At 52.1% G+C, this 21,820-nt stretch carries 20 protein-coding genes; 12 read left to right on the top strand and 8 right to left on the bottom strand.

Features of this window, described 5'->3' with window-relative positions:
• The first annotated feature begins 147 nt into the window (after positions 1-147).
• The 3 genes from VGN67_RS04820 to VGN67_RS04810 are packed head-to-tail and all read left to right on the top strand — an operon-like array spanning position 148 to position 2,509.
• Positions 148-705 (top strand): RNA polymerase sigma factor, encoded by a 558-nt coding sequence (locus tag VGN67_RS04820; protein ID WP_327485641.1) that lies wholly within the window; start codon positions 148-150, stop codon positions 703-705.
• Entirely contained in the window at positions 692-1,378 is a 687-nt protein-coding gene (locus tag VGN67_RS04815; protein ID WP_327485640.1) for a hypothetical protein, read from the top strand. Before VGN67_RS04820 ends, VGN67_RS04815 begins: the two co-directional genes overlap by 14 nt.
• Before the next feature lie 36 nt (positions 1,379-1,414).
• A complete protein-coding gene (locus tag VGN67_RS04810; protein WP_327485639.1) occupies positions 1,415-2,509 on the top strand; it encodes a hypothetical protein in 1,095 nt (364 codons plus the stop codon).
• A 168-nt stretch (positions 2,510-2,677) separates the two neighbouring features.
• Here the strand turns inward: VGN67_RS04810 and VGN67_RS04805 are convergent, their stop codons facing one another.
• A complete protein-coding gene (locus VGN67_RS04805) occupies positions 2,678-3,226 on the bottom strand; it encodes a cob(I)yrinic acid a,c-diamide adenosyltransferase (RefSeq protein WP_327485638.1) in 549 nt (182 codons plus the stop codon).
• A gap of 160 nt (positions 3,227-3,386) precedes the next feature.
• Between VGN67_RS04805 and VGN67_RS04800 the strand changes: the two genes are divergently transcribed.
• The 6 genes from VGN67_RS04800 to VGN67_RS04775 all read left to right on the top strand — a co-directional run bounded on the left by VGN67_RS04800 (position 3,387) and on the right by VGN67_RS04775 (position 11,507).
• Positions 3,387-3,905 carry a hypothetical protein gene (locus VGN67_RS04800; RefSeq protein WP_327485637.1) on the top strand — a complete coding sequence of 173 codons (519 nt, stop codon included), beginning with the start codon at positions 3,387-3,389 and terminating at the stop codon, positions 3,903-3,905.
• A 4-nt stretch (positions 3,906-3,909) separates the two neighbouring features.
• Positions 3,910-5,145, top strand: coding sequence for an S-adenosylmethionine:tRNA ribosyltransferase-isomerase (locus tag VGN67_RS04795; protein ID WP_327485636.1), 1,236 nt, complete (start codon positions 3,910-3,912; stop codon positions 5,143-5,145).
• A gap of 283 nt (positions 5,146-5,428) precedes the next feature.
• Complete coding sequence (locus tag VGN67_RS04790; RefSeq protein ID WP_327485635.1) at positions 5,429-8,227, top strand: outer membrane beta-barrel family protein; 2,799 nt, start codon at positions 5,429-5,431, stop codon at positions 8,225-8,227.
• A gap of 51 nt (positions 8,228-8,278) precedes the next feature.
• Positions 8,279-9,004: a GLPGLI family protein gene (locus tag VGN67_RS04785; protein ID WP_327485634.1), complete on the top strand. Its 726-nt coding sequence runs from the start codon at positions 8,279-8,281 to the stop codon at positions 9,002-9,004.
• A gap of 144 nt (positions 9,005-9,148) precedes the next feature.
• The gene (locus VGN67_RS04780; protein WP_327485633.1) at positions 9,149-10,813 is read left to right on the top strand and encodes a HAMP domain-containing sensor histidine kinase; all 1,665 of its coding nucleotides are present in this window, start codon (positions 9,149-9,151) and stop codon (positions 10,811-10,813) included.
• The gene (locus tag VGN67_RS04775) at positions 10,785-11,507 is read left to right on the top strand and encodes a response regulator transcription factor (protein ID WP_327485632.1); all 723 of its coding nucleotides are present in this window, start codon (positions 10,785-10,787) and stop codon (positions 11,505-11,507) included. Before VGN67_RS04780 ends, VGN67_RS04775 begins: the two co-directional genes overlap by 29 nt.
• A 6-nt stretch (positions 11,508-11,513) precedes the next feature.
• On the opposite strand, the gene VGN67_RS04770 is transcribed toward VGN67_RS04775, so the two are convergent.
• The 5 genes from VGN67_RS04770 to VGN67_RS04750 form a co-directional block, all read right to left on the bottom strand.
• A complete protein-coding gene (locus VGN67_RS04770) occupies positions 11,514-12,251 on the bottom strand; it encodes a metallophosphoesterase family protein (protein WP_327485631.1) in 738 nt (245 codons plus the stop codon).
• Positions 12,252-12,253: 2 nt separating this feature from the next.
• Positions 12,254-12,997 (bottom strand): nucleotidyltransferase, encoded by a 744-nt coding sequence (locus tag VGN67_RS04765; RefSeq protein ID WP_327485630.1) that lies wholly within the window; start codon positions 12,995-12,997, stop codon positions 12,254-12,256.
• A 114-nt stretch (positions 12,998-13,111) separates the two neighbouring features.
• Positions 13,112-14,881 carry a family 43 glycosylhydrolase gene (locus VGN67_RS04760; protein WP_327485629.1) on the bottom strand — a complete coding sequence of 590 codons (1,770 nt, stop codon included), beginning with the start codon at positions 14,879-14,881 and terminating at the stop codon, positions 13,112-13,114.
• A 161-nt stretch (positions 14,882-15,042) separates the two neighbouring features.
• Complete coding sequence (locus VGN67_RS04755) at positions 15,043-15,843, bottom strand: ferritin-like domain-containing protein (protein WP_327485628.1); 801 nt, start codon at positions 15,841-15,843, stop codon at positions 15,043-15,045.
• 29 nt (positions 15,844-15,872) lie between these two features.
• Positions 15,873-16,571 (bottom strand): ferritin-like domain-containing protein, encoded by a 699-nt coding sequence (locus VGN67_RS04750; protein ID WP_327485652.1) that lies wholly within the window; start codon positions 16,569-16,571, stop codon positions 15,873-15,875.
• Between the two features lie 344 nt (positions 16,572-16,915).
• Here VGN67_RS04750 and tyrS point away from each other — a divergent pair, with 344 nt between their 5' ends.
• A complete protein-coding gene (gene tyrS, locus VGN67_RS04745; RefSeq protein ID WP_327485627.1) occupies positions 16,916-18,217 on the top strand; it encodes a tyrosine--tRNA ligase in 1,302 nt (433 codons plus the stop codon).
• A gap of 121 nt (positions 18,218-18,338) precedes the next feature.
• On the opposite strand, the gene VGN67_RS04740 is transcribed toward tyrS, so the two are convergent.
• Positions 18,339-19,151 carry a metallophosphoesterase family protein gene (locus VGN67_RS04740; protein ID WP_327485626.1) on the bottom strand — a complete coding sequence of 271 codons (813 nt, stop codon included), beginning with the start codon at positions 19,149-19,151 and terminating at the stop codon, positions 18,339-18,341.
• Positions 19,152-19,402: 251 nt separating this feature from the next.
• On the opposite strand from VGN67_RS04740, the gene VGN67_RS04735 reads away from it, so the two are divergent.
• Together VGN67_RS04735 and VGN67_RS04730 are read left to right on the top strand one after the other, a co-directional pair.
• Positions 19,403-20,014 carry an outer membrane beta-barrel protein gene (locus tag VGN67_RS04735; protein WP_327485625.1) on the top strand — a complete coding sequence of 204 codons (612 nt, stop codon included), beginning with the start codon at positions 19,403-19,405 and terminating at the stop codon, positions 20,012-20,014.
• Positions 20,015-20,042: 28 nt separating this feature from the next.
• Positions 20,043-20,510 (top strand): regulatory protein RecX, encoded by a 468-nt coding sequence (locus VGN67_RS04730; protein ID WP_327485624.1) that lies wholly within the window; start codon positions 20,043-20,045, stop codon positions 20,508-20,510.
• A gap of 71 nt (positions 20,511-20,581) precedes the next feature.
• Here VGN67_RS04730 and VGN67_RS04725 read toward each other — a convergent pair whose 3' ends face one another.
• Positions 20,582-21,577 (bottom strand): ribonucleoside-diphosphate reductase small subunit, encoded by a 996-nt coding sequence (locus VGN67_RS04725; RefSeq protein ID WP_327485623.1) that lies wholly within the window; start codon positions 21,575-21,577, stop codon positions 20,582-20,584.
• Between the last annotated feature and the right edge of the window lie 243 nt (positions 21,578-21,820).

The following is a 21,820-nucleotide window of genomic DNA, read 5'->3' as shown; positions in this document are numbered from 1 at the left end:
TTAGCTCCCGGTGCTGTTGCTATTTTTGTATACATTTGACTATCATAGATTGTTTCATTTACTCGCCCGTTAAAAAAAACAAGTACCCCAGGCAACCCCACCGCCCCAACCTGCATTTCTACTACTAAAACCCCAACCCAGCGTACCATGCTCCAGGAGATAGTCCGACAGTGCCAGCGGGAAAACCCCTTCGCTCAGCGGCGTCTGTACGACCATTTTGCCAATCGCCTGTACCGCCTTTGCCGACGCTACGTAAAAAACCCGCTGGAAACCGAGGAGGTACTGATGAATGGCTTTCTGAAAATATTCCGGGCCATCGGCACCTTTGAGTACCGCAGCGACGACGAACTGGAAGTATGGATGAAACGGATCGTGGTGAATGAAGCCCTCATGCACCTACGAAAAGTCAGGAAAGACGAGTGGCTCTGGGATGATACACCGCAGGAGGACAGTCTACCTCATCACTATACCGGTCCCAGCGCGGAAGCCGACTTGCACGCGGAGGCCATTCACGACCTGATCCTGGGCTTGCCCGACGGGTACCGGACGGTTTTCTGCCTCTACGCCCTGGAAGGCTATACGCACAAGGAAATAGGTACTTTGCTGAACATCAGCGAGAATACCTCCAAGTCACAACTTAGTAAGGCACGGGTGGCGCTGCAGGCGCTGCTGGTCAAAAACGGATACAGCTATGAAAGGAAATGAAACCGACGACCTATTCCGGTCTAACTCGGACTACCTGGCCGACCAGCCTCACCGCGATTTTAATCCGGAGGCCTTTTGGCAGCAACTTCAGCCCGAACTCCCCCGGCAAACTACCCGAAAGAAGAAAGGGGCGTGGTGGGGTTGGACTACAGCAGCAACGGTAGTGCTGGCGACCTGGCTGGGGCTAAGCTGGTGGATGAAGGCAGGTGAATCGGTGGGGGAGAAAACTATGGTGGAGAAAGTAATACCGCCCGCTGACCCGCTACGGCCTGACCTGCCGGTACCCGCCGAAGAAAAACCAGAAAACTATCATCCGCTTGCGAAAACTGATTTGCCTAAAAGAGAAAACCCGAAGAAAGCACCAGAAAAGGAGGTGCCGGAAGTACCTGCGCCCGTCCTGAGCCCCGCTGGGTCGGTGGCAGAGCAAACCCTGGCGGTAGTGTCCACTGAGGAAGTACCAATTATTCAAAACAGAAACGCTGATTCTCTCCAAAAGCCTACGGCCCAGCCTGCCGGGCCTCAGTACCGCATCGTTCATCGGAATGACCTGGACCGACAGCAGGAAACCGAAACCAGAGCCCGCGCGCAGGTAGTGTTCCGGATTGGTCTGCCCGGCTCCGGCCCGGCCTCCACCGAAATCAGAAATCCATTAGCCATATCTATTTCCAATTAACCCGTTTTTACCCACTCACTTTTCAAATCTATTTCCATGAAAAAAATAGTCCTATGGATCGCTCTCCTGATGGGGAGCGTCACTGACCCCCTATTGGCTCAAATCGGCGAAATCAACTACGCCTTCGACTCACGGCTCGACGCCCACGCTTTCAAAAGAGACTACCCCGACTTCCTGGAACCCACCGCTTTTGAAGTACAGCTTTCGAAGGGAAACCGGTTGCTGCTGATGAGTAAGAAGTACTCCGGCTCGCGGCTCGTGCAGCGCCCCGACTCACTACTGCGCAGGTTCTGGAACGAGTACAGCCGCTTCATTACCCAACTACCCGACGACACAGAGGGTACCTCGGTACACTATGTACTCCGGGACGGGGAGGCGCCGCAGCTCCGGTGGAAAAAGTACCCGCAAAGTACCTCCGAGTTTTCGGTTATGAACAATGAGCTGGTACAGGTGAAGTCGGTTCAGGATACGCTGCATATTTCGGTAAATAAACCAAACAACCAGCAGGCCGACCTGTACCTGCTGGTCAATGACCTGCGCGAACTGCCGCAGATGTTTGACGAGATACGCGAGAAAACCGGGTACCTGATCCAGAGCCTGGAAAAGAAAACGGACCCGATTATACTCGAACGCTCGCCCGAAGTATACGGCCGGTACCTGGGCGACCGGCAGGTACAGGTGGCTAACTTCGGCTCCGATATGCTCATTTTTTCGCCCGCCGCCAGCCTGGGGTACATCCGTGGCAACTGGATGACCTCGCTCAACGCCGAGGTGACGCTTTTTATGGAAAAATCACCCCTGAAACCTCGCGTGGGGTACCATCAGCAGTATTTCTTTGACCAAAGTCCGGAGGGGCAGACCCGCATTTATCAAAATGGCTTTGTCATGGCCGGGCTTTCCTTCTTCGAAAAAAGGGGACCCGTCCGGGTTGGAAACAAGGAAGTAAAGCAAACGGGGCAACTCATGGTAGGGTACCTGGTTCACCGCACCGGCAACTACTACGAACCCAACACCTGGCGCGTTTCCGGCGGTATTAACCTCACTCCCCTCTTCAAAATAGAACCCGAAGTATACTTCAATGGAGCCTTTAAAAACCTGAGTCCGGGGGTGAGGCTGACGATTGGGTTTTAGCTTTTCACCCTGGCCTTTTGTTGACAGTTGTGGTACCCGTGCCACGGTTTCAAACCGTGGCACGGGTAGGTTTGGTGCCAGGGCTGTGGAGACACCAGCCTAGGGTTTAGGGGATGTTCTTTTTCCTATTTGTTTACCAGGCAGATTCCGCTTTTGCTCACTACTCCCCTACACCCGCGGCTTCCAGGTTACTTCCTCGGCGCCCAGTTCCTGGGTCATGATGCGGCAGAGCATGAAGAGGTAGTCCGACAGCCGGTTAAGGTACCTGATGATGATGTCCTCGACCGGTTCGTGCTCGTGCAGGTGAATGACCGCCCGCTCGGCCCGCCGGCACACGGTCCGCGCCACGTGCCCGAACGATACAGAGGGATGCCCGCCCGGTAGTACAAAGGCCCGCAGGGGTGGAAGCTGCGCGTCGAGCGCGTCCATTTCTTTTTCCAGCAGTTGAATATCTTCCTCGTGCAGGTCGGGCAGGCGTTTGCGGGTCTGGTCGGGTTCGGAGGCCAGGTGGGAGCCGATGGTAAAAAGCCGGTCCTGAACCTCCTTCAGCAGCTCGCGGCGGGCCGCGTTGACGGGCTGGTCGCGCAGCAGGCCGATAGAGGCGTTCAGCTCGTCGACGGTACCGTAGGCTTCGATGCGGATGTGGGCTTTGCTCAGGCGGGTACCTCCCACCAGCGAGGTGGTACCATTGTCTCCGGTTTTGGTGTATATCTTCATAGGAAAAAAGGGGAATCAGACGCCGAAAGGTAAGTAATAACGGCCTATACTGCGGTACTATTCAACCTTCTTTATCAGGATTAGGTTTTGGAAAGCGCCCGACCTAATTTTGCGGCATTATTTACTACCTACTGTTTACCCCTTTTCTATTTTAGTATACATGAAAGTAACAACATTCGGGATTAAGGTCTGGCGCGTTTTTTCCGTACTACTGGTCGTGGGAGCGCTGATATGGACTTACTCCACGTTTCCCGACGAAGTAGCGGTTGATTTCGACAAGTCGGGTCTGCCCAAAAACTACCTCGGCAAGGAAGCCGTTTTTTATATTGCCATGGGCCTTATTCTGTTCAATAATGTGGTGATTATGGCCATAGTCCGTCAGATTCCCAAAGTACCTTCCCAGCTGCTTCCCATTCCGAAACGCGACCAATGGCACCTGCACCGCGAGGAGTTGAACGAACACCTGACTAACTGGCTCTACTGCCTGGTGGCGGCTATCAATACCATTATGGCACTGAGTTTTTTCTCGCTGTCGACTGTCAACAGCAGCGAGTTCAAGTGGGATGTTTTTGATTTTGCCTGGCTGTTTTACCTGGGCATTGGTATGCTAATGATTGTACTGCTATCCCTGCCGCTTCGCCTGATGCGGCCTCCCGTTCCCGAGGAAGAAGAAGTATAGGACGATGAATAACGAATGGCTGCAATGGGCCGAAAGCATCCGGCTCGAAGACTACGAGTACCAACTACCCGACGCCTCCATCGCCCGCTACCCACTGAGCCCGCGGGATAGCTCCCGGCTGCTGGTGTACCGGCAGGGTAACTTAGCACACCACCATTTTTACAATCTTCCCGAATACCTGCCCGCCGACGCGCTTCTGGTATTTAACGATACCCGGGTGATACCCGCGCGGGCGTATTTTCAGAAGCTGACCGGCGCTACCATTGAGGTACTCCTGCTGCACCCCGAAGAGCCTACCCGCATTATCAATGAGTCTATGCTGGTACGGCACGAATGCGTGTGGGAGTGCATGATTGGCAACAAGAAAAGGTGGAAATGGGGCGAAACCCTGACCACTACCCTTACCATAGCCGGACAGGAAGTACTACTAAAAGCCTCCTACGCCGACTACGAGCAAAACCGGGTACGGTTGCAATGGAACGCCGACCTGACGTTTCTGGAGGTAGTGCAGGCGCTGGGCGAAATACCCCTGCCCCCTTACCTCAAGCGCGACACCGAAGAAAGCGACAAGCAAACCTACCAGACAGTATACGCCAGGCAGGAAGGAGCCGTAGCCGCTCCTACCGCCGGTTTGCATTTTACCGAAAAGGTATTTGAACAACTGGATGCCAAGGGTATCCGGCGCAGCTTTCTGACGCTACACGTGGGTGCGGGTACTTTCCAGCCCATTAAAGCCGGTACCGTAGTGGAGCACCACATGCACGCCGAACAGGTAGTCTACACGCGCGAGCTGATTGAGCAGCTGCTCCAACGCACAAGTACCATTGTAGCCGTAGGTACTACGTCACTACGCTCGCTGGAAAGCCTATACTGGTATGGGGTCAAACTACTGCGCCGGGAAACGACGGATTTCTGGATTGAAAAGCTTTACCCCTATCCTTTCGCCCCCGCCGACCTTCCTTCGGCGCAGGAAGCCTTAGGGGCCATTCTGGATTATATGGACGAAAAAAAGCTTACTCAACTCGTGGGCGAAACGGAAATCTTTATATTCCCCGGCTACAATTTTCAACTTTGCCGGGGCCTTATCACCAACTACCACCAGCCCGGCTCGACGCTTATATTATTAGTAGCCGCCTTTGTGGGTGACGATTGGAAAAAAATCTACCGCGAAGCCTTCGACAAAGGCTACCGCTTCCTGAGCTACGGCGACTCCTCGCTGCTGTGGCGAGAGGGTCATTGAGTGAATGGTGAATGAGCGGACGCCGCGCGGTGGTTGAGTGAATTAGCGGCCGCCGCTACGGTAATAGAATGAATTTAGCAATATCGATTGCGGATTAACATTTATTGATCTAATCCGCAGTCGATATTCAGCCCTTTCCTCCCTTCCTCCTTTATTCCTTTCCCCCTCTCCTCCCCATTAACCTTATTTAACCTTATTGCAAGGTCAATTAACCTGGTTCCTCCGGGGGCTGAGGTACTTTTGTTGCATCAGAAATTTGATTTAACTAAAGTACCTGTTAGCCATGAAAAAAATTTCCTTTCTCTTACCTCTGCTCCTGTACTGGCTGTGTGCTCCGGTCCTGGCTCAGACGCCCACCAAGGTCAGCATCCGGGGCGTGGTAGTAGACTCCGCCAGCCATCCGCTCGAAGGAGGTACCGTCATGCTCCTGAGCGGCCGCGACTCGTCGCTGGTTTCTTTTGGCCGCTCGCAAAGCAACGGTAGTTTTGAATTCAAGAATATTGCCAACGAGAAGTACCTGCTCCAGATTACCTACGTGGGCCTGCAGCAGTACACCCAACCACTGGACGTGCAGCCTACAGCGACGCTGGACCTGGGTACCCTGCACCTGCTGCCCGTTCCGAAAGACCTGAGTGAGGTACTCATCCGGGGCGAGCGGGCGCCGGTGCAGATGAAGCAGGATACCATTGAGTACAACGCCGGTTCTTTTAAGGTACAACCCAATGCCGTGGTCGAAGACCTGCTCAAACGCCTGCCGGGCGTGGAGGTGGAGCGCGACGGGACCGTGCGGGCGCAGGGGCAGCAGGTACAGCGGGTGACGGTAGACGGCAAGGAGTTCTTCGGTCGTGACCCCAAGATAGCGACCCGAAACCTGCCCGCCGACGCCATTGATAAGGTACAGGTACTGGACCGGAAGTCGGACCAGGCGCAGTTTACGGGCATTGACGACGGGCAGCGCGAGAAGACCATTAACCTTACGCTGAAAGAGGAGAAAAAGAACATGACCTTTGGCAACTTCACGGGTGGTGCCGGACCCGACAGCCGCTACGCATTAAAGGGGAATATCAACCGATTTTCCAAGACGAAGCAGCTCTCCTTTCTGGGGATGGGGAATAATGTGAATCAGCAGGGGTTTTCGATGGATGACTACCTCAACTTCACCGGTGCTTCGCAACGGATGATGTCAGGACAGAGGGTGCTTATCCAGATCAATGGCGACGAGGAAACCGAAATCCCGCTCAACTTTGGTGGCCGTACCAACGGCTACCTGACCAACTGGGCCGGGGGCGTAAACTTCAACAACCAGATTACACCCAAAACCGAGGTCAACGGCAGCTACTTCTATAACCAGCTCGGGCAGGATATTGACCAGCTGGTTAACCGCCAGACCTTCCTGCCCAATCGTACCTTTACCAGTACTCAGAATACCGCCCAACATACCGGCAACACTACCCACCGGGGTAATCTGGTACTGGACCAGAAAATAGATTCGTCCAACTCCTTCCGCTGGACCAACCGCTTCGACTACCGCCAGAACAGCGCAGCTGTTACTGGAGAAAGCCGCGCCTTCGGCGCTGATGGGCAGCTCGAAAATGAGGGCATCCGTAGTACATCTTCGCAGGGCGATGGTACCCGACTGAACTCCGAACTGCTGTTCCGCCACCGCTTCCGCAAGAAGGGACGTACCCTGAGCAGCACCCTGACCTTTGGCCTCGACCAGAACGACCGCGATGGTACCCTCAACGCCACCAACCGTTTCTTTACAGCCGGAAGTACTATACCGACAAGGGTTGATACCCTGCGCCAGGTGAACGAGCAAACCAACGACCGCCATAACTATGGCCTGACGCTCTCTTACACCGAACCCATTGCCAAACGCAAGTACCTCGAGCTGAACTACGCCTGGCAGACAACCTTGAACGACGTGGACCGCCGCGTGTACGACCTCGGCGGCGAAGGGCCCGGCCGGCGCCTGAACACGCAGCTCAGCAACCAGTTCCACAATAGGTTTACGTACCAGCGCGGCGGCTTTAACCTACGTACCAACCAAAAAATGTACAATGGGTCCATAGGGCTAAGTGTGCAGCAGTCGTCGCTGCGGGGGGAATTGCTGCTGCGGGATGTGGAAATCAACCGCAGCTTTGTGAACGCTCTGCCCAACGCCCGCTTCCAGTACCTCTTTACCGACACCCGCCACCTCAACCTGACCTACGACACCGACGTACGCGAGCCAAATATTCAGCAGCTGTCGCCCGTGGTGGACAATACCGACCCGCTCAACATCTACGAGGGTAACCCTAGCCTGCGGCCCGAGTACAACCACCGCCTTACGCTGCAGTACTTCAACTTCAACGCGTTGCGCTTCAGTAATTTGTTTGGCTTCCTAAACTTTATTTACACGGCCAATCGCATTACCGAAAGCCAGCAGATTGACGCGCAACTGGTACGTACTTACCGCCCCGTCAACGTTCGCAACGACTATACTTTTACGGGGGATATTTCAAAAGGTTTCCGCATAAAGCCCATCAATACCCGCGTGAGCATAAGTACCAATCTGCTGTACAACCGGGCTATTACACCCGTCAATAACATCGACAACCAGACCCGCCGCCTGGTGAGCCGCAACTCCCTGCGCCTGGAGTACCGCTACAAGGAGGTGTTTGACCTTTCGGCCAGCGCCCGCCTGACCTACAACCAGACCGCCTACTCGTTGAATACGTCGCTGAACCAGCGCTTCTCCAACCAGAACTACGATTTGGAAGCCAACTGGCGCGTAGGCAAGGTACTTAACCTGAGCTCTACCCTCGACTATGCTATTTATAATTTCCCCGATTCGGATTTTAGTCAGCGGGTACCTATCTGGAATGCGTCGGTGGCCCACTCCTTCCTCAAAAACAAGCGGGGCGAGCTGAAGCTATCGGCCGTGGACCTGCTCAACCGCAACGTGGTCATTAACCGCGTAGCCCAGGCCAACTTCGTGCAGGACGAGCAGATCCGCTCCCTGCAGCGGTACTTCCTGCTCAGCTTTACCTACTCGCTGGGGATCAAGCCCAGACCTCAAATGAGAGGGTTCGGCGGATGATGTGGCAGTTTTAATTCATCGTATTCATTCACTACTTAATTTACTACATCCATGAAAAAAAAGATTTTAGGAGTACTAATAGCCTTGTGCTACGGCTGGAACGCCACCGCACAGACCAACGAAGGCATTGTCCTCTACGACGAGAAGATTAACATGCACCGCCACCTGCCCGACGAGTCCATGAAAGCAGTGATGCCGGAGTTCCATACCGATAAAATGCAACTGGCTGTGCGGGGGGTGGAGTCTTTGTACAAGAATGTGGAGGTCAATGACACCGATGAGGAAACAACCGATCAGAATGGCAACGCCATGCGGATGGTAAGGCGGGTACCGCAGAACGAAATCTATCGTAACTTTGAGGAGAAAAAGGGCGTGGAGCTGCGCGAGCTGGCGGGACAAAAATTCCTGATCCGGGACGAGCTGCGGCAGACGCCCTGGAAACTAACGGGCGAAACGAAGAAGATCAACGGCTATGACTGCATGCAGGCTACCTATACCCAGCCTGAGCGCAACCAGCCGGTGGTAGCCTGGTTTACAGAGGCCATTCCCGTACCCACTGGGCCGGCCGGGTACGGTGGTCTGCCGGGGCTGATTCTGGAACTGGACGTGAACGATGGAGAAAGGGTTTATACGGCTACCAAACTGGATTTTAAAAAACTAACCAATGCCGATCTGAGAGTACCTTCGGGTGGAAAGAAAACCACCGAGGCCGGGTTTAACAAAATCCGCGATGACTTTATGAAAGAAAGAGGTGGCGTAATGCGTATTGGTGGGTAGTAGGCTGAGCTTTAGGCTGTAGGCAATATGCTGCAAGCTTTTGGGTTTATGTACCTAAGTACCCGCATCAGTGCAAAAAGGGCAGAAACGAACACATCAGATTTTAGAATTGATAGACAGAAATAGCCTGACAGCAGGCAGCTCATGCAACGCTTGAATCGAAATATACTACCCGCCACACTGATGGTCGCCAGCTTACTACTGCTGGCGGCTTTTCAGGCGTTCTGGCTGCGCCAGGAGTACGCTGAACAAAGAGACTTGCTGCTGAGGGAAGCAAACCTGCTGTTTGCAAATACTGTACAGGCGCTGGAAGACTCCGTAATTCAGGAAAAAGTAACGGTATCTTTGCGAGGTCAAAAAACAGAAAAGGTTGTATGGAAGAGGCCTACTAAGCAAGGTACCTTGCAGACCGATACACTGGTGTTCATCCAGAGGCAGACCGGATCAGGTCAGGACGTGGAAGGAAACCCAGTACGGGATTCCGGTCAGGTATCCAACATAGAAATCCGGATCATGGGTACATCGGCCGAAGGCGATTCCCTGAAACAGATGATCAGTCGCGTACTCAGGCCGGTGCAACGTCGAATTAATCTTCACAAAAAGGATCCAGATGTTAATGGTGGTGTCCCCGGCCCCCCACCGCTCCAGCATGACCGGTTTCTTATCCGTCTGGGTAACGATACCTTACCTATTAAGAATCTGGAAGCAGCCTTTGCACAACGCCTTCAGAAAGCAGGTATCAACCTGTCCTTTACCGTCAGACGTACTCCAGAGGCCCGCGACAACAAGGCTCCCGGGCCTCCGCCCGCTTTGCCGGTACACGACAGTAGGTCCATTATTTCAAGGTACTCTGCGGTCTTTACCTCGGCCCTGCGTACGTTGCCGATACCTAGTAGTATGCCTATGGATACCAGGTACTCTGCGATTTTTACCGGGCACCAGTCTTTTCTTTTCCGGAAAATCATTCCTCAGCTCCTGTTTTCGGTGTTCCTGCTGGCCATGACCGGGTTGGCTTTTGCCGTAATTCAGCTGAACCTGCAGCGGCAGCAGCGGCTGATCCAGATCAAAAACGACTTTATCAGCAACGTCACCCACGAGCTCAAGACGCCCATTGCCACCGTAGGCGTAGCGCTGGAAGCCCTGCAGAGTTTTGGCGTAGCCCATAATCCGGAGAAAACCCGCGAGTACCTCGACATTTCTCGTAAAGAGCTGGACCGCCTCGCCCTGCTGGTTGACAAGGTACTTAAAATGGCGCTCTTTGAGCAGCAAAGCCTGTCGCTCACCCCCGAACGGCTGAATGCCGACGAGCTGGTACAGCAGGTATTGGGTACTATGAGACCCCAGTTTGAAAAATGCGGCGCTACCAGTACCCTGCTGCGTGAGGGAAGGGACTTTACCCTGCTAGCCGACCGCGTACACCTGACCAATGTACTGTACAACCTACTCGACAACGCCCTGAAGTACAGCGGAGGTACCCCCGACATAACCATAAAACTGGAAACTGACCAGGAGTACCTACGCCTGGAGGTACTTGATAAAGGCATAGGGATACCCGAGCAGTACCGCCGCAAAATATTTGAAAAATTCTTCCGGGTACCTTCGGGAGACATACATAATGTAAAAGGCTACGGCCTGGGGCTGAGCTACGTAGCCAGCGTGGTCAGGAGTCATCAGGGTCGTATTGAGGTAGAAAGTGCGCCCGGTAAGGGCAGCTCCTTTACGGTACTTCTGCCCCGCAATTCAGGCCCATCAAGTACCTCCACAACTTTATTAAGTACCCATGACACGCATCAAACTGCTGTACGTTGAAGACGAGCCATTTCTGGGCAAAATTGTGAAGGAAAGTCTCGAAAGCCGCGACTTTGAGGTATGTATGGTGGCGGATGGGGGTGAAGTAATGGCGCAGTACCTGGCCTTCGGGCCGGACCTGTGCGTGCTGGACGTGATGCTGCCGCAGCGCGATGGCTACGAGCTGGCGCGGGAAATCCGGAACCTGAATCCAAGAATGCCCATCCTGTTCCTGACCGCCAAAACGCAGACCGACGATGTATTGAAAGGATTTCAGTCGGGGGGAAACGAGTACATCCGGAAGCCGTTCAGTATGGAAGAGCTGATTGTCAGGATACAAAATCTGTATCGTTTGGCCGGGCCGGAGAGGGCTCAACCAGGAGCCAATGCTCCGGCTCCGTCAGATTTCATCCGCCTGGGCCGTTACACTTTTTTTCCTCAAAAGTACGAGCTCCATCTGGACGGGCAGATACGTAAGCTGTCGCACCGCGAAGCCGAACTACTCCACATCCTGGTCGAAAACCGTAACTTTAAAGTACAGCGCCGCGACATCCTGATGCGGGTGTGGGGGGATGATTCGTTCTTTAATTCACGAAATCTGGACGTGTACATTACCCGCCTCCGCGACTACTTCCGCGAAGACCCTACGGTGGAGATAGTCACGCTGAAAGGCATAGGATACCTCTTTAAAGGAGCCGGGCAATACCAGACCTAGGGCCTATCACACTTCCAATATAAAAACAGGGGGTGTAAAGCCTGCCTTTGTAAGAATAGGCTTCGCTACGTTAAATACTTTCACCCCACCGGAAGTCTCCCCTTCGAGGGTACCTACGTGGGCATGCCCGTGAAAAGCAGCCAGTACATTGCGCCGTCGGAGCGGATCGGCCAGACGCGATGATCCCAAAAAGGGAAAAATAGCTTCGGGTTCGCCCACAATGGTTTCTTTGATGGGAGCGTAGTGCAACACGGCGATTTTCTTAATATCCTCGTGGTCGGCATCCAGGCGGGCGAGGGCACGATCCAGGCGCAGGGCTTCGTCCACGGCCTCCTGCACAAAAGCTTTCATGGCTCCTTCGCCGAACATAGAAAGCATGTGGTTGTCGAACCCGCCCCCAAAACCTTTTACACCGGCAAAGCCTACTCCTTTTATTACTACCGCTTCTCCATCCAGCACGTGTACATTCTCGCTTTGTACCACCTGCCGGATGAGCTTATGACGATTTTTTTCGTAGTCGTGATTGCCCAGTACGGCCACCACCGGTATCTTACAATGCTTCAGTTCCTCGGCAAGTACTTCGGCCTCCATTTCATCACCGGTGTCGGTCAGGTCGCCGCAGAGGAGAAGTACATCAGCTTTTTCGGATATTTCTTTGAAACAATCCGCCCATTTGCCTTTATCCGTTTCGCGGATGTGTATATCAGCCACGGCGGCTATTCGTACTTTCTGAGTTTTTGCCATAATCAGGTAGTTTTAATGGTGGACACTTTGTAATTCCATTCTTTAATGTCAATCATGTACTGGGTCTGGTCAATGACGGGGCCACGGCATACTTTCTCCAGGGACGGAGGCAAATCATACTGCTCGTGGGCACGGGCCATCAATTCTTCAAAGAGCCACCGGGGTATGATGTCGTGAAAATCGGAGGGGTACACAAACTGAAACAACAGGAGCTGGGCCAGCAACAGGTGCCAGTGGGGGTCCAGCCGGAACAGGATTCGTTTCCAATCCAGGTTTTTTCCGTACTTAAGTATAATATGGTTAACGTCAGCTCCGTCAAAACGCTCGCGGTTCTGAACATATATTTTACACCAGATCAGCTCTTCGGGGGGTAGAAAAAGTACGTCCACTCCTGCAAACTGGGCTTTGTGAGCATGTTCGTACCAGGTATCATCTACAGTACAGATGTTATTGACGGTATCAAAAATTATGTCAATGAAGTACTCACCGCTGAATACCTTGGCCAGCCAGCGCACATCAGTAAGCTGGGTTTCGTAGCCTTTTTCAGCAAAATACTTCAAGATAGCCGGGTACTCGCTGGGCTTACAGAATATATCCAGATCCTTGGTGTCGCGGTAAATACCGGTGTAGTGAAACATGGCGAAGGCGCCCCCCAGCATATACCGGGTGCTGCACTCATTCAGCATGGTTAAGGCCTCGCGGTAAAAGGCATGAGCTTCTTCTCTTTGCTCTTCGGTTACAATCATATAGCGGTTGTGTCGTGGTTACTCCCTACTCCTTTGCCGACTTTTCCTATCCGGTAGCTACCGGAAAAGCGGCATGCAGGTAGTATTAAAATAACGTGCCATCTGCTATCACTGTTACCTTTTCCCTGTTACCTCACTTACTTTTGAGACCCCATTTTCGTTAAATGCTTCTATGGCGAAGTAATAAGGTACCCCCGCATTCAGCGCCCGCAGCTCGAGTTTGTTGGGCTGGTCGTCCCAGATCTGGTACGCCTGGTACAGCTTATCCGGCCCTATTCCCCACAGTATATTGTACCCGACCGCGCCCGGTACCCGTTCCCAGCTGATGTCCGCGTTGCGCTGGTCCTTTTGCCGGACTACCTGCAACCCACCGGGCGTGGCCGGGGCTTGGCCGGTACCCTTACCGAATACCCTGAAATCGCTGATGGCCAGCTGCGGCGCTCCCACATAAACGTGTTGGTACCGGACGTAGCGGGCCCGTACCGCCTCGGGCAGCTCCACGTAGGCACAGGCGCGGTCGCGCCGGGGCTCCCGCGTCAGGTCAGCTAGGAGGTCCCACTTTTTGCCATCGCGTGAGGTATGGAGCTTAAACTGTGTGTAGACTTTCTCCGGATTATTATCAAAAATATCAGATTTGTAGTCGGTGTAGTTGACCTGTACTGCCCGCACCTCCTGCTCAGCCTGCAGGTCCAGCGTCAGGGTTTCGCCGGCTTTATTGTGTTTGGCTACCCAAAAAGTCCGGGGGTTTTCGTCGGTCACCTTCCCGGCCCGCATCGTATCCTGCACCGACGAGGCTGTCACGGGCTTGCGGTACGACAGCAGCATCCAGCCCGTAAAAGGCTCGTTGGGGTCCTGCCACTTGCGGGTGGGGAGGTAGTGCGGCAAATCCCCAAAACGGGTAGTGGCGTAGAGCTGGTCGTCCTTGTCGAAACCAGCCGGAAACATGGCAATGCGTCGCTCGAAGTTCCAGTTGACGGCGATCCAGGGGGTACCGGTATTCCAGTAGTTGCCAAAGTTGTCCTGAAAGGTGTTGCCGTGGCCGGTACCCTGCACGAATCCTCCGGGCTTGTACGAAAAAGGATTATAAGGTGCGTACTCGAAAGGCCCGAGTGGGTCTTTGCCCACGTAGGTACCATTGGCGTAGACGTTGTACTCGGTACCGGGGGCACCGTACTGCAGGTAGTACCTGCCGTTATACTTGGTCATCCAGGCACCCTCCATAAAGGGTTTGATGGGGTCCGAATGGTTGGGTCCGAAGCGCTCCCAGCCGTGCTGATACTGGTCCAGCCAGAATAGGGGCTTATACTCACCTTTGTAGGCCAGGCGCTTGCTATAGTCCAGTTCGGCCCCGAAGATGGGGTACACGTTAGACGAACCCCAGTACATAAACCAGCGGTCGGTGTCGGGATCGTGGAAGATGGCCGGGTCCCAGGGGCCGATGTCTTTGGGCAGCCGGGGCAACCAGCGGTTATAGAAATCCAACTGTCCTTTTTCCGGCTCTACCGAATAAAGAATAGGCCGCTGCTCAAAGGTAGACTGAAACAGAAACAACGTATCCCGCACCGACAGCGCCGCCGGCGCACACATATCTTCAAAGGGCCAGCGGCTGGGTACTATGTACTTCCAGCTGACCATATCCATCGAGTGCCAGTATCCACCCGAAATAGTAGCAAAAAGGTAATACTCTCCCTGATGGTTGACTATGACCGGGTCGGCGGCGGAGCGGTAGGAGATGCGCTCGTTGAGCTGCTCAAAGTTATACTTGTAGTCAATGTCCATGGGGTTGCAGTAGGTACGCTGCCCGGGCAACTGCCCCTGAACCAAAAGAGCTTTGAAGAACACCGCTGTTAGAAGCAGTACTACTTTAATTATAACAGACTTCATAGTAGTATAGCAAGCAGAAAAAACTAAGAATTGATTTGCTTGCTAAAGTAACGTCCCGGCTACCCATACTACTCAGCAGAAGCCTCTGGGTACAAAAGAAAAGAGCGGACTTGCTACCGCAAGCCCGCTCTAAACACTACCTATTCCAAAACCCCACTTTTCTACATCATAATGAAAGGGCTAACAATAGCAAGAACCGCCTCCTTAGACAGAGGCTCATCAAATGCCTCAGTAATTATCTCCTTGGACTTACCGGCGATACCCGTGATGTCTACTCCTGCATGCGTAGTATTATCCTCACCCGCATAGACTGGTGCAGGTACTCCTTCATTCAGAGTGATCCAAGGCTCTATTCTTGGATTGTTTGTGAGAATGCTCAGGATTATGCGTACCTCAGCGGCATGGCGTGCCTCAACCGAGTGTATACGAAGAGCAGCTTCCAGAATAGCATCAACACTCATCAGATTAGGAGCCTGCCCTTTATAGGCCCGTACACCCGTATCTTCAAAAGCCTTCGCTACCGTTACAAATGTAGGATAATCACTGAATACATTAGGAAACATACCTTTGGCCGTAAAGTCAAAATTTGGCTTCATAACGGCTTTGTTTCCAAGAGCTGATTTCAGGAATTCAACGTGAGCCACCTCATGTTTTCTGATCTGATCAAACACATCCCGCGTATTGGCAGGAATCAGTCCAGGAGTGTTCAAACCCCTTATATAATATTCAGCTTCCAGATACTCAAGAGTAAGAGCAAAGTTGAGAACATCAACTATCTGTTGGGGCAGAGTGGCCTGAGCAGTAGCCTTATTTAAAATAGAAGCTACGGCTAATGGTGTAGCAGCGGCAGCTACCTTGCTGCTAAAGCTGCTCATAAAGCTACGTCTTGAAGCATATTCTAGACGGTCAACATATTCACCGTCAAATTGCTGAATGTCATCTATAATTTTAAATAAATTCATGTCTTTCGAGATATTAAAAGTTTAAAAAATTATTTCGGCAAGTTATTGGCAGTGATGCGGGTCTCAATGAAAGGTTGAGCAGCCGCCAGAACCATTCCAGGCTCCATTACGATGTCAAGACCATTCTCGTTTACTACATCATCACCAGCAAAAAATCTCGTTCTGGGCTGCAAAAGATCACGAATCGCAGCCGCATGGCGAGCCTCTACCGATACAATTTTACCAGCTACTACCAAGAAATCTACATTTTCCAAATACTTTCCGGCGCCATTATAGGCAGCAACACCGGTATCTTCCAGTACGCGGGCGGTACCCAGTACGCTAGCCCGGTCGTTGAAATTGATTTTAGAAAAATTCACTTGAAGTCCGGGAATAGCATTATTACCCAGAGCCGCCTTGAAAAACTCACGGTGTACAATTTCATGGTCGCGGACATCTGTCAGATATCTTCTTTCTACATCAGTCATACCTGAATATGGCATTTCAAGAGCCTGGGTATAAAAAGCCGCTTCTAGCTGCTCCAAAGCATAAGCAAAGTTCAATATTCCTATATCACCAGATCCTAAGTCTACTGTTGCATCGGGCTCCATGTCATGATCTTGGCAAGCACCAAGTATAAAGGCCCCGGTCACTGCTGTTAAACCTGCTGATCGTAAGAAAAAGCGTCTGCCCACCCGGGAAATCATCTGATTATCCGGATACCCTTGATTGTTTGATGTGTCTTTCATTCTGTTCATAGTAGTAAAGGTTTTGTAGGCTCCCGTACGTCGGGAGGTTTCTGAATAAAACCTACGCACTTGCTCCAACTACAGATCAGCTAAACCTGAAATTTATGGTACAACCTGTATCTCCCCGAATCATTTTTTTGTACTTTAATAATAAATACCTCCTAATTCTCGGAATTATATAGTACTATTCTTGTAAAGAAAAATTTTAATTATTTTAAAATTCTATAAAAAGTTCCTGCTTCTATCGCCAGAGACCTGATGGCTTGCCTGCGTTCAGGGCAGGTACTTCCAAAAAATCACTGTAACTTTGCGCACTATTTTTTTGACAAAGACCGGATTAACGAATGAAACCCAACTTTATAGAAGAATTGCGCTGGCGGGGCATGTTGCACGACATGATGCCTGGTACCGAAGAACAACTCAATAAAGAAATGACGGCCGGCTATATCGGCTTTGACCCTACTGCCCCCTCGCTGCATATTGGTAACCTCGCCACCATCATGCTGCTGGTGCACTTCCAGCGGGCGGGCCACAAGCCGTTCGCGCTGGTGGGTGGCGCTACCGGTATGATCGGTGATCCTTCGGGTAAAGCGGCTGAGCGGGAGTTTCTGTCGGAAGAAGCGCTGCGGGCTAATCAGGAAGGGATCAGGAGTCAGTTGGAAAAATTTCTGGATTTTAATAGTGGTGGCAATTCCGCCCAGATCGTTAACAACTACGACTGGTTCAGGGAAATCGGCTTTCTACAGTTCCTGCGCGAAGCCGGTAAGTTCATCAGCGTTAACTATATGATGGCCAAGGATTCGGTAAAGAAGCGGCTGGAAACGGGTATTTCCTTTACCGAGTTTTCCTACCAGTTGCTACAAGGCTATGACTTTTACTACCTCTATAAGCACCACAACATCCGGCTGCAGATGGGTGGCTCCGATCAGTGGGGTAATATTACAACGGGTACGGAGCTAATCCGGCGGAAAGAAGGGGACGAGGAAAATTTCTTCAAGGCTTTTGCCCTGACCACACCGCTGGTGACGAAGGCAGACGGTACCAAGTTTGGTAAAAGTGAAGGCGGCAATATATGGCTGGACCCTACCCGCACCACCCCTTACCAGTTCTACCAGTTCTGGATCAACCAGTCCGACGAAGATTGTCACAGGCTGTTGCGGGTGTTCTCGCTGCTGTCCAGGGAGGAGATTGAAGAACTGGAGCGCCAACAGGCCGAAGCGCCGCACCTGCGCAGCATGCAGAAGGCCCTGGCCCAGGACGTCACCACACGGGTTCACTCGGCCCGCGACTACAACCTGGCCGTGAAGGCCTCGGAGGTACTGTACGGAAAAGCTACGTTGGATACCCTGCGCAGTATTGCCGCTGATGAGTTTGAAACCGTATTTGAAGGAGTACCCCAGACGGAGATTAGCCGGGAGGAGTGGGATGGCTGCCCCAATGTAACCGAACTACTGGCTACCGCTACCCGCGGTGAAGTATATGCTTCCAAAGGCGAAACCCGCCGGGCCATCCAGCAAAATGCGGTCAGCATTAATAAGGTAAAAGTTACAGGTCCGGAGCAACCGCTGACCGACTTTGGGCTTTTGCAGGAGCGTTTTGTGCTGGTGTCCAAGGGTAAGAAAAATCACCTGCTGAGGGTCAACTAACCATCGCCAGTGTTCCTAAGCTAACCTGTGGCACCGTTTCAAACGGTGCCACAGGTGTTCAGGGCTAAGCCTACTACCCTAACCGTGGCACGGTTTGAAACCGTGCCACGGATCTTTCCCTTCAGGAGGCTCCCTTACCCGAGTATGAATTAAGTACCGGAGCCGCCGTCGGATTGTACTGGTACGACTGCCAGGTACCATCGTCGTATACCTCTACGATGCGATACCCTTTGTAGGTGGTTCCCCAGCTTCCGCCAAAGTGGCCGTCAAAGAAGTAAGGCTTTCCGCCGCTGGTTTTATGTCCGTCCTGGTCGTGGTCGTGTCCGTGGAAAATAGCCAGTACATTGGGGGTTTTTTCGAGTAGCTGGCGTACTTCGGGGCAGTCGACCCCGTGGGCAGTCCATTGGGCAGGTGTAATGTGCAGGAATACAAAAATACCTTTCTTGGCGCTGTACTTTGCCAGTTCACCACGTAACCAGGCTACATCGGGGCACAGGTACTCGCCTTTTTCGTTGGAGGTGTCGCCCAGCAGGAACACGTACTCGCCGCGGGCGAAGCTGTGGTTGGTAGGGTACCCCCAGGTGTCGCGCCATACATCGTTGCCGACGCGGTCGTGGTTGCCGCGCGTCACGAAGAAAGGAAAGGTGAGGCGTTTCAAAGTAGTCTTCAGGTCGTAGAGCAGCGTGGGCTCGTTGTGGATGAGGTCCCCGTTAAAAATGACAAAATCAAGTCCCTTCTGCAGTTTCTCCTGATTGAGCCAGCGAATTATATCGTTATGCGCGCCTTCAAAGTTGGTGTCGGGCTGTCCGTAATGGCCATCCGAGGCTACCGCAAACCGCAGGGTCATCCTTGGAGCCAGCGGTTTTTGGGCGGTCAGGGAGAAGAGGGACAGCACCGGAAAAAGTTTCAGAATATCACGTCGGGCAAATCGCATAGAGGGGTATCTGGTAAAGCAGGTGGTTGGTCTGCAGAAATGAAATATACTTTTAATCAAAATTACGTAATCTCTTGTTTTATACTCTACCCCGCCTTTTAATAAAGCCTGGATTTCTGTAAAATTCGTCCTAACCTTATTTGGCCTAATACTAAATGCTACGCTTACTTTTTGCTTTAGGAAGCAATTATTTCTTTATTGGGCCGTATAAGAACATAAATCGTATTTATATAAACTGTACTTATACACGCATGAAACAAACACTGCATACCTTACTTCTGGGACTTTTGTTAGGGATAGCTGCTCAGCTACCGGCTCAGGCCCAGCTCAGTATTGATGCCACCGCAGGGTATGGAATTCCGACGGAGTCGGGAAGTGGAGGAGTGTGGGGTGGAGGCCTGGGCATCAAACATTACCTTTCACCCAAATGGGCCGTGGGTGGCCGTGTTCGCGCTTACACCGAAACGATCCGGGAGTCAGCCGCATTGGGTAGCAGCAAGCTTACGGCTTCTACCGTCCCGATCATGGCCTCTGTCCAGTACCACCCTACCGACTGGGACCTGCACCCTTACCTGGGGCTGGAAGCGGGGTTGATCCGGACGGTGGTTAATGCACAGATTCTTTACAACGAACGAAAAATATTTGACGAAACGTTAGTTGATAATGGCTTCGGATTCGCTCCCAAAATGGGGATTGGCTATGATATTACCCAGGGACTGGCCCTCACGGCCGAAGTGCTTTATAACGTGAGCTTCGCCAAAAACCTGGCCGGAAGTACCCAGTTTTATCTGGAAAATACCTCCCGCTTTCCGACGATACACCTGGGTATATCCTATACCTTCGGCAACCGCTTCGTGAAATAACCCAGGGGGTTACTACCAGCGCTACGGTATGGACCGACTGATTTTACAAAAAGCAGCCAGCTACTGCGCTTACCAGGAACGTACCCAGGACGAAGTGCGCAAGCGCCTGCAGAAATGGGGCGTATGGAGCGAGGAAGCCGACGAGATCATTGCGGAGCTGATTTCCATGAACTACCTCAGCGAGGAGCGCTTTGCCCGTACCTATGCGGGCGGTAAGTTCAGGGTTAAGAACTGGGGTAGGTTAAAAATAAAGCAGGAACTCAGCCGCCGCGGCCTGACCGACTACAACATCCGGCAGGGTATGGCCGAAATCAAGGATAGTACCTACGAAGCTACCCTCAAAGAGCTACTTACCAAAAAACTCACCGCCCTAAAACGCACCGAGACCGATCCGCTGAAGCTAAAACAGAAACTGATACGGTTTGCGTTGGGCAAGGGCTACGAAAGTGAACTGGTGTGGCGAACCATAGAGAAGCTCCTCGAAAAACAAAAGTAGCCCCGACGCTGGCGGGGCTACTTTTCTAATTTATAGGGCTAGCCTGTAAGGACAGAGGAGCCTAAAGCTCCTTAAAAATCTTCGTCGAAAGCGATTTTATGGCCCGATTCCTTGTCGTTCATACCGGACATTACACCGGCTTTCTGGTACTCGCCTACGCGCTTTTCGAAGAAGTTGGTCTTCCCCGGCAGTGAAATCAGCTCCATGAAGTCAAACGGATTGGCCGAGCCAAAGTGCTTGGAGCAACCCAGGCGCTCCAGCCAGAAGTCGGCTACAAACTCAATGTATTGCTTCATCAGGTCGGCGTTCATGCCAATCAGCGATACCGGCAGGGCTTCCGAGATAAACTCTTTTTCAATTTCAACGGCATCCAGGATAATTTCCTTTACCCGCGCTTCGGAGAGTTTGTTCTTGATGTGCTGCGTGTACAGCAGGCAGGCAAACTCACAGTGTAGTCCTTCGTCGCGCGAGATAAGCTCGTTGGAGAACGACAGACCGGGCATTAGGCCCCGCTTCTTCAGCCAGAATATAGAACAGAATGACCCGGAGAAAAAGATACCTTCTACGGCCGCGAAGGCAATGATCCGCTCAGTAAAGTTGGCGCTGTTAATCCATTTAAGAGCCCACTCGGCTTTCTTCTGGACGCAGGGTACCGTGTCAATAGCGCGCAGCAGGCGGTCTTTTTCGTTAGGGTCCTTGATGTAGGTATCAATCAGGAGCGAGTAGGTTTCAGAGTGGATGTTTTCCATCGCAATCTGAAAACCGTAGAAGCACTTGGCCTCCGCGTACTGTACTTCACTCAGGAAGTTGATAGCCAGGTTCTCGTTGACGATACCATCTGATGCCGCAAAGAAAGCCAGGATATGGGATACAAAGTGACGCTCACCATCATTAAGGTTCTCCCAATCTTTCTGATCCTGCGACAAATCTATCTCTTCCGCCGTCCAAAAAGACGCTTCGTGCTGTTTATACATCGCCCATATATCCGAATGCTTAATAGGAAACAATACAAAACGTAGCGGGTCCTCAACCAGCAGGGGTTCTTGTTGGGTATCTACCTGTGACATAAAGATTTACTATTGGTTTTAAAAGACTGTGTAAATGAATACGGGAGTGCTGGCCAGATGAGTCAGCGGTACCGTTATAGCTAACAAATCTACGTCGGAATGTCGGGAAATTCAACTACGCTCCTGAGCACTTCTTTTAGTTATGTAGAATAATTCTATTTCAGAAACTATAACTTTGTCGCAGTCAACCTATTCATAAAATAAAAACTTCTGAAAGTGAAAAGCTGCGTATACTTTCGCTTC

Source organism: Telluribacter sp. (assembly GCF_035998675.1).
Lineage (GTDB): Bacteria > Bacteroidota > Bacteroidia > Cytophagales > Spirosomataceae > Telluribacter.
The sequence above is the reverse complement of the archived record's forward strand: the minus strand, read 5'-3'. Positions and strand labels throughout refer to the sequence as shown.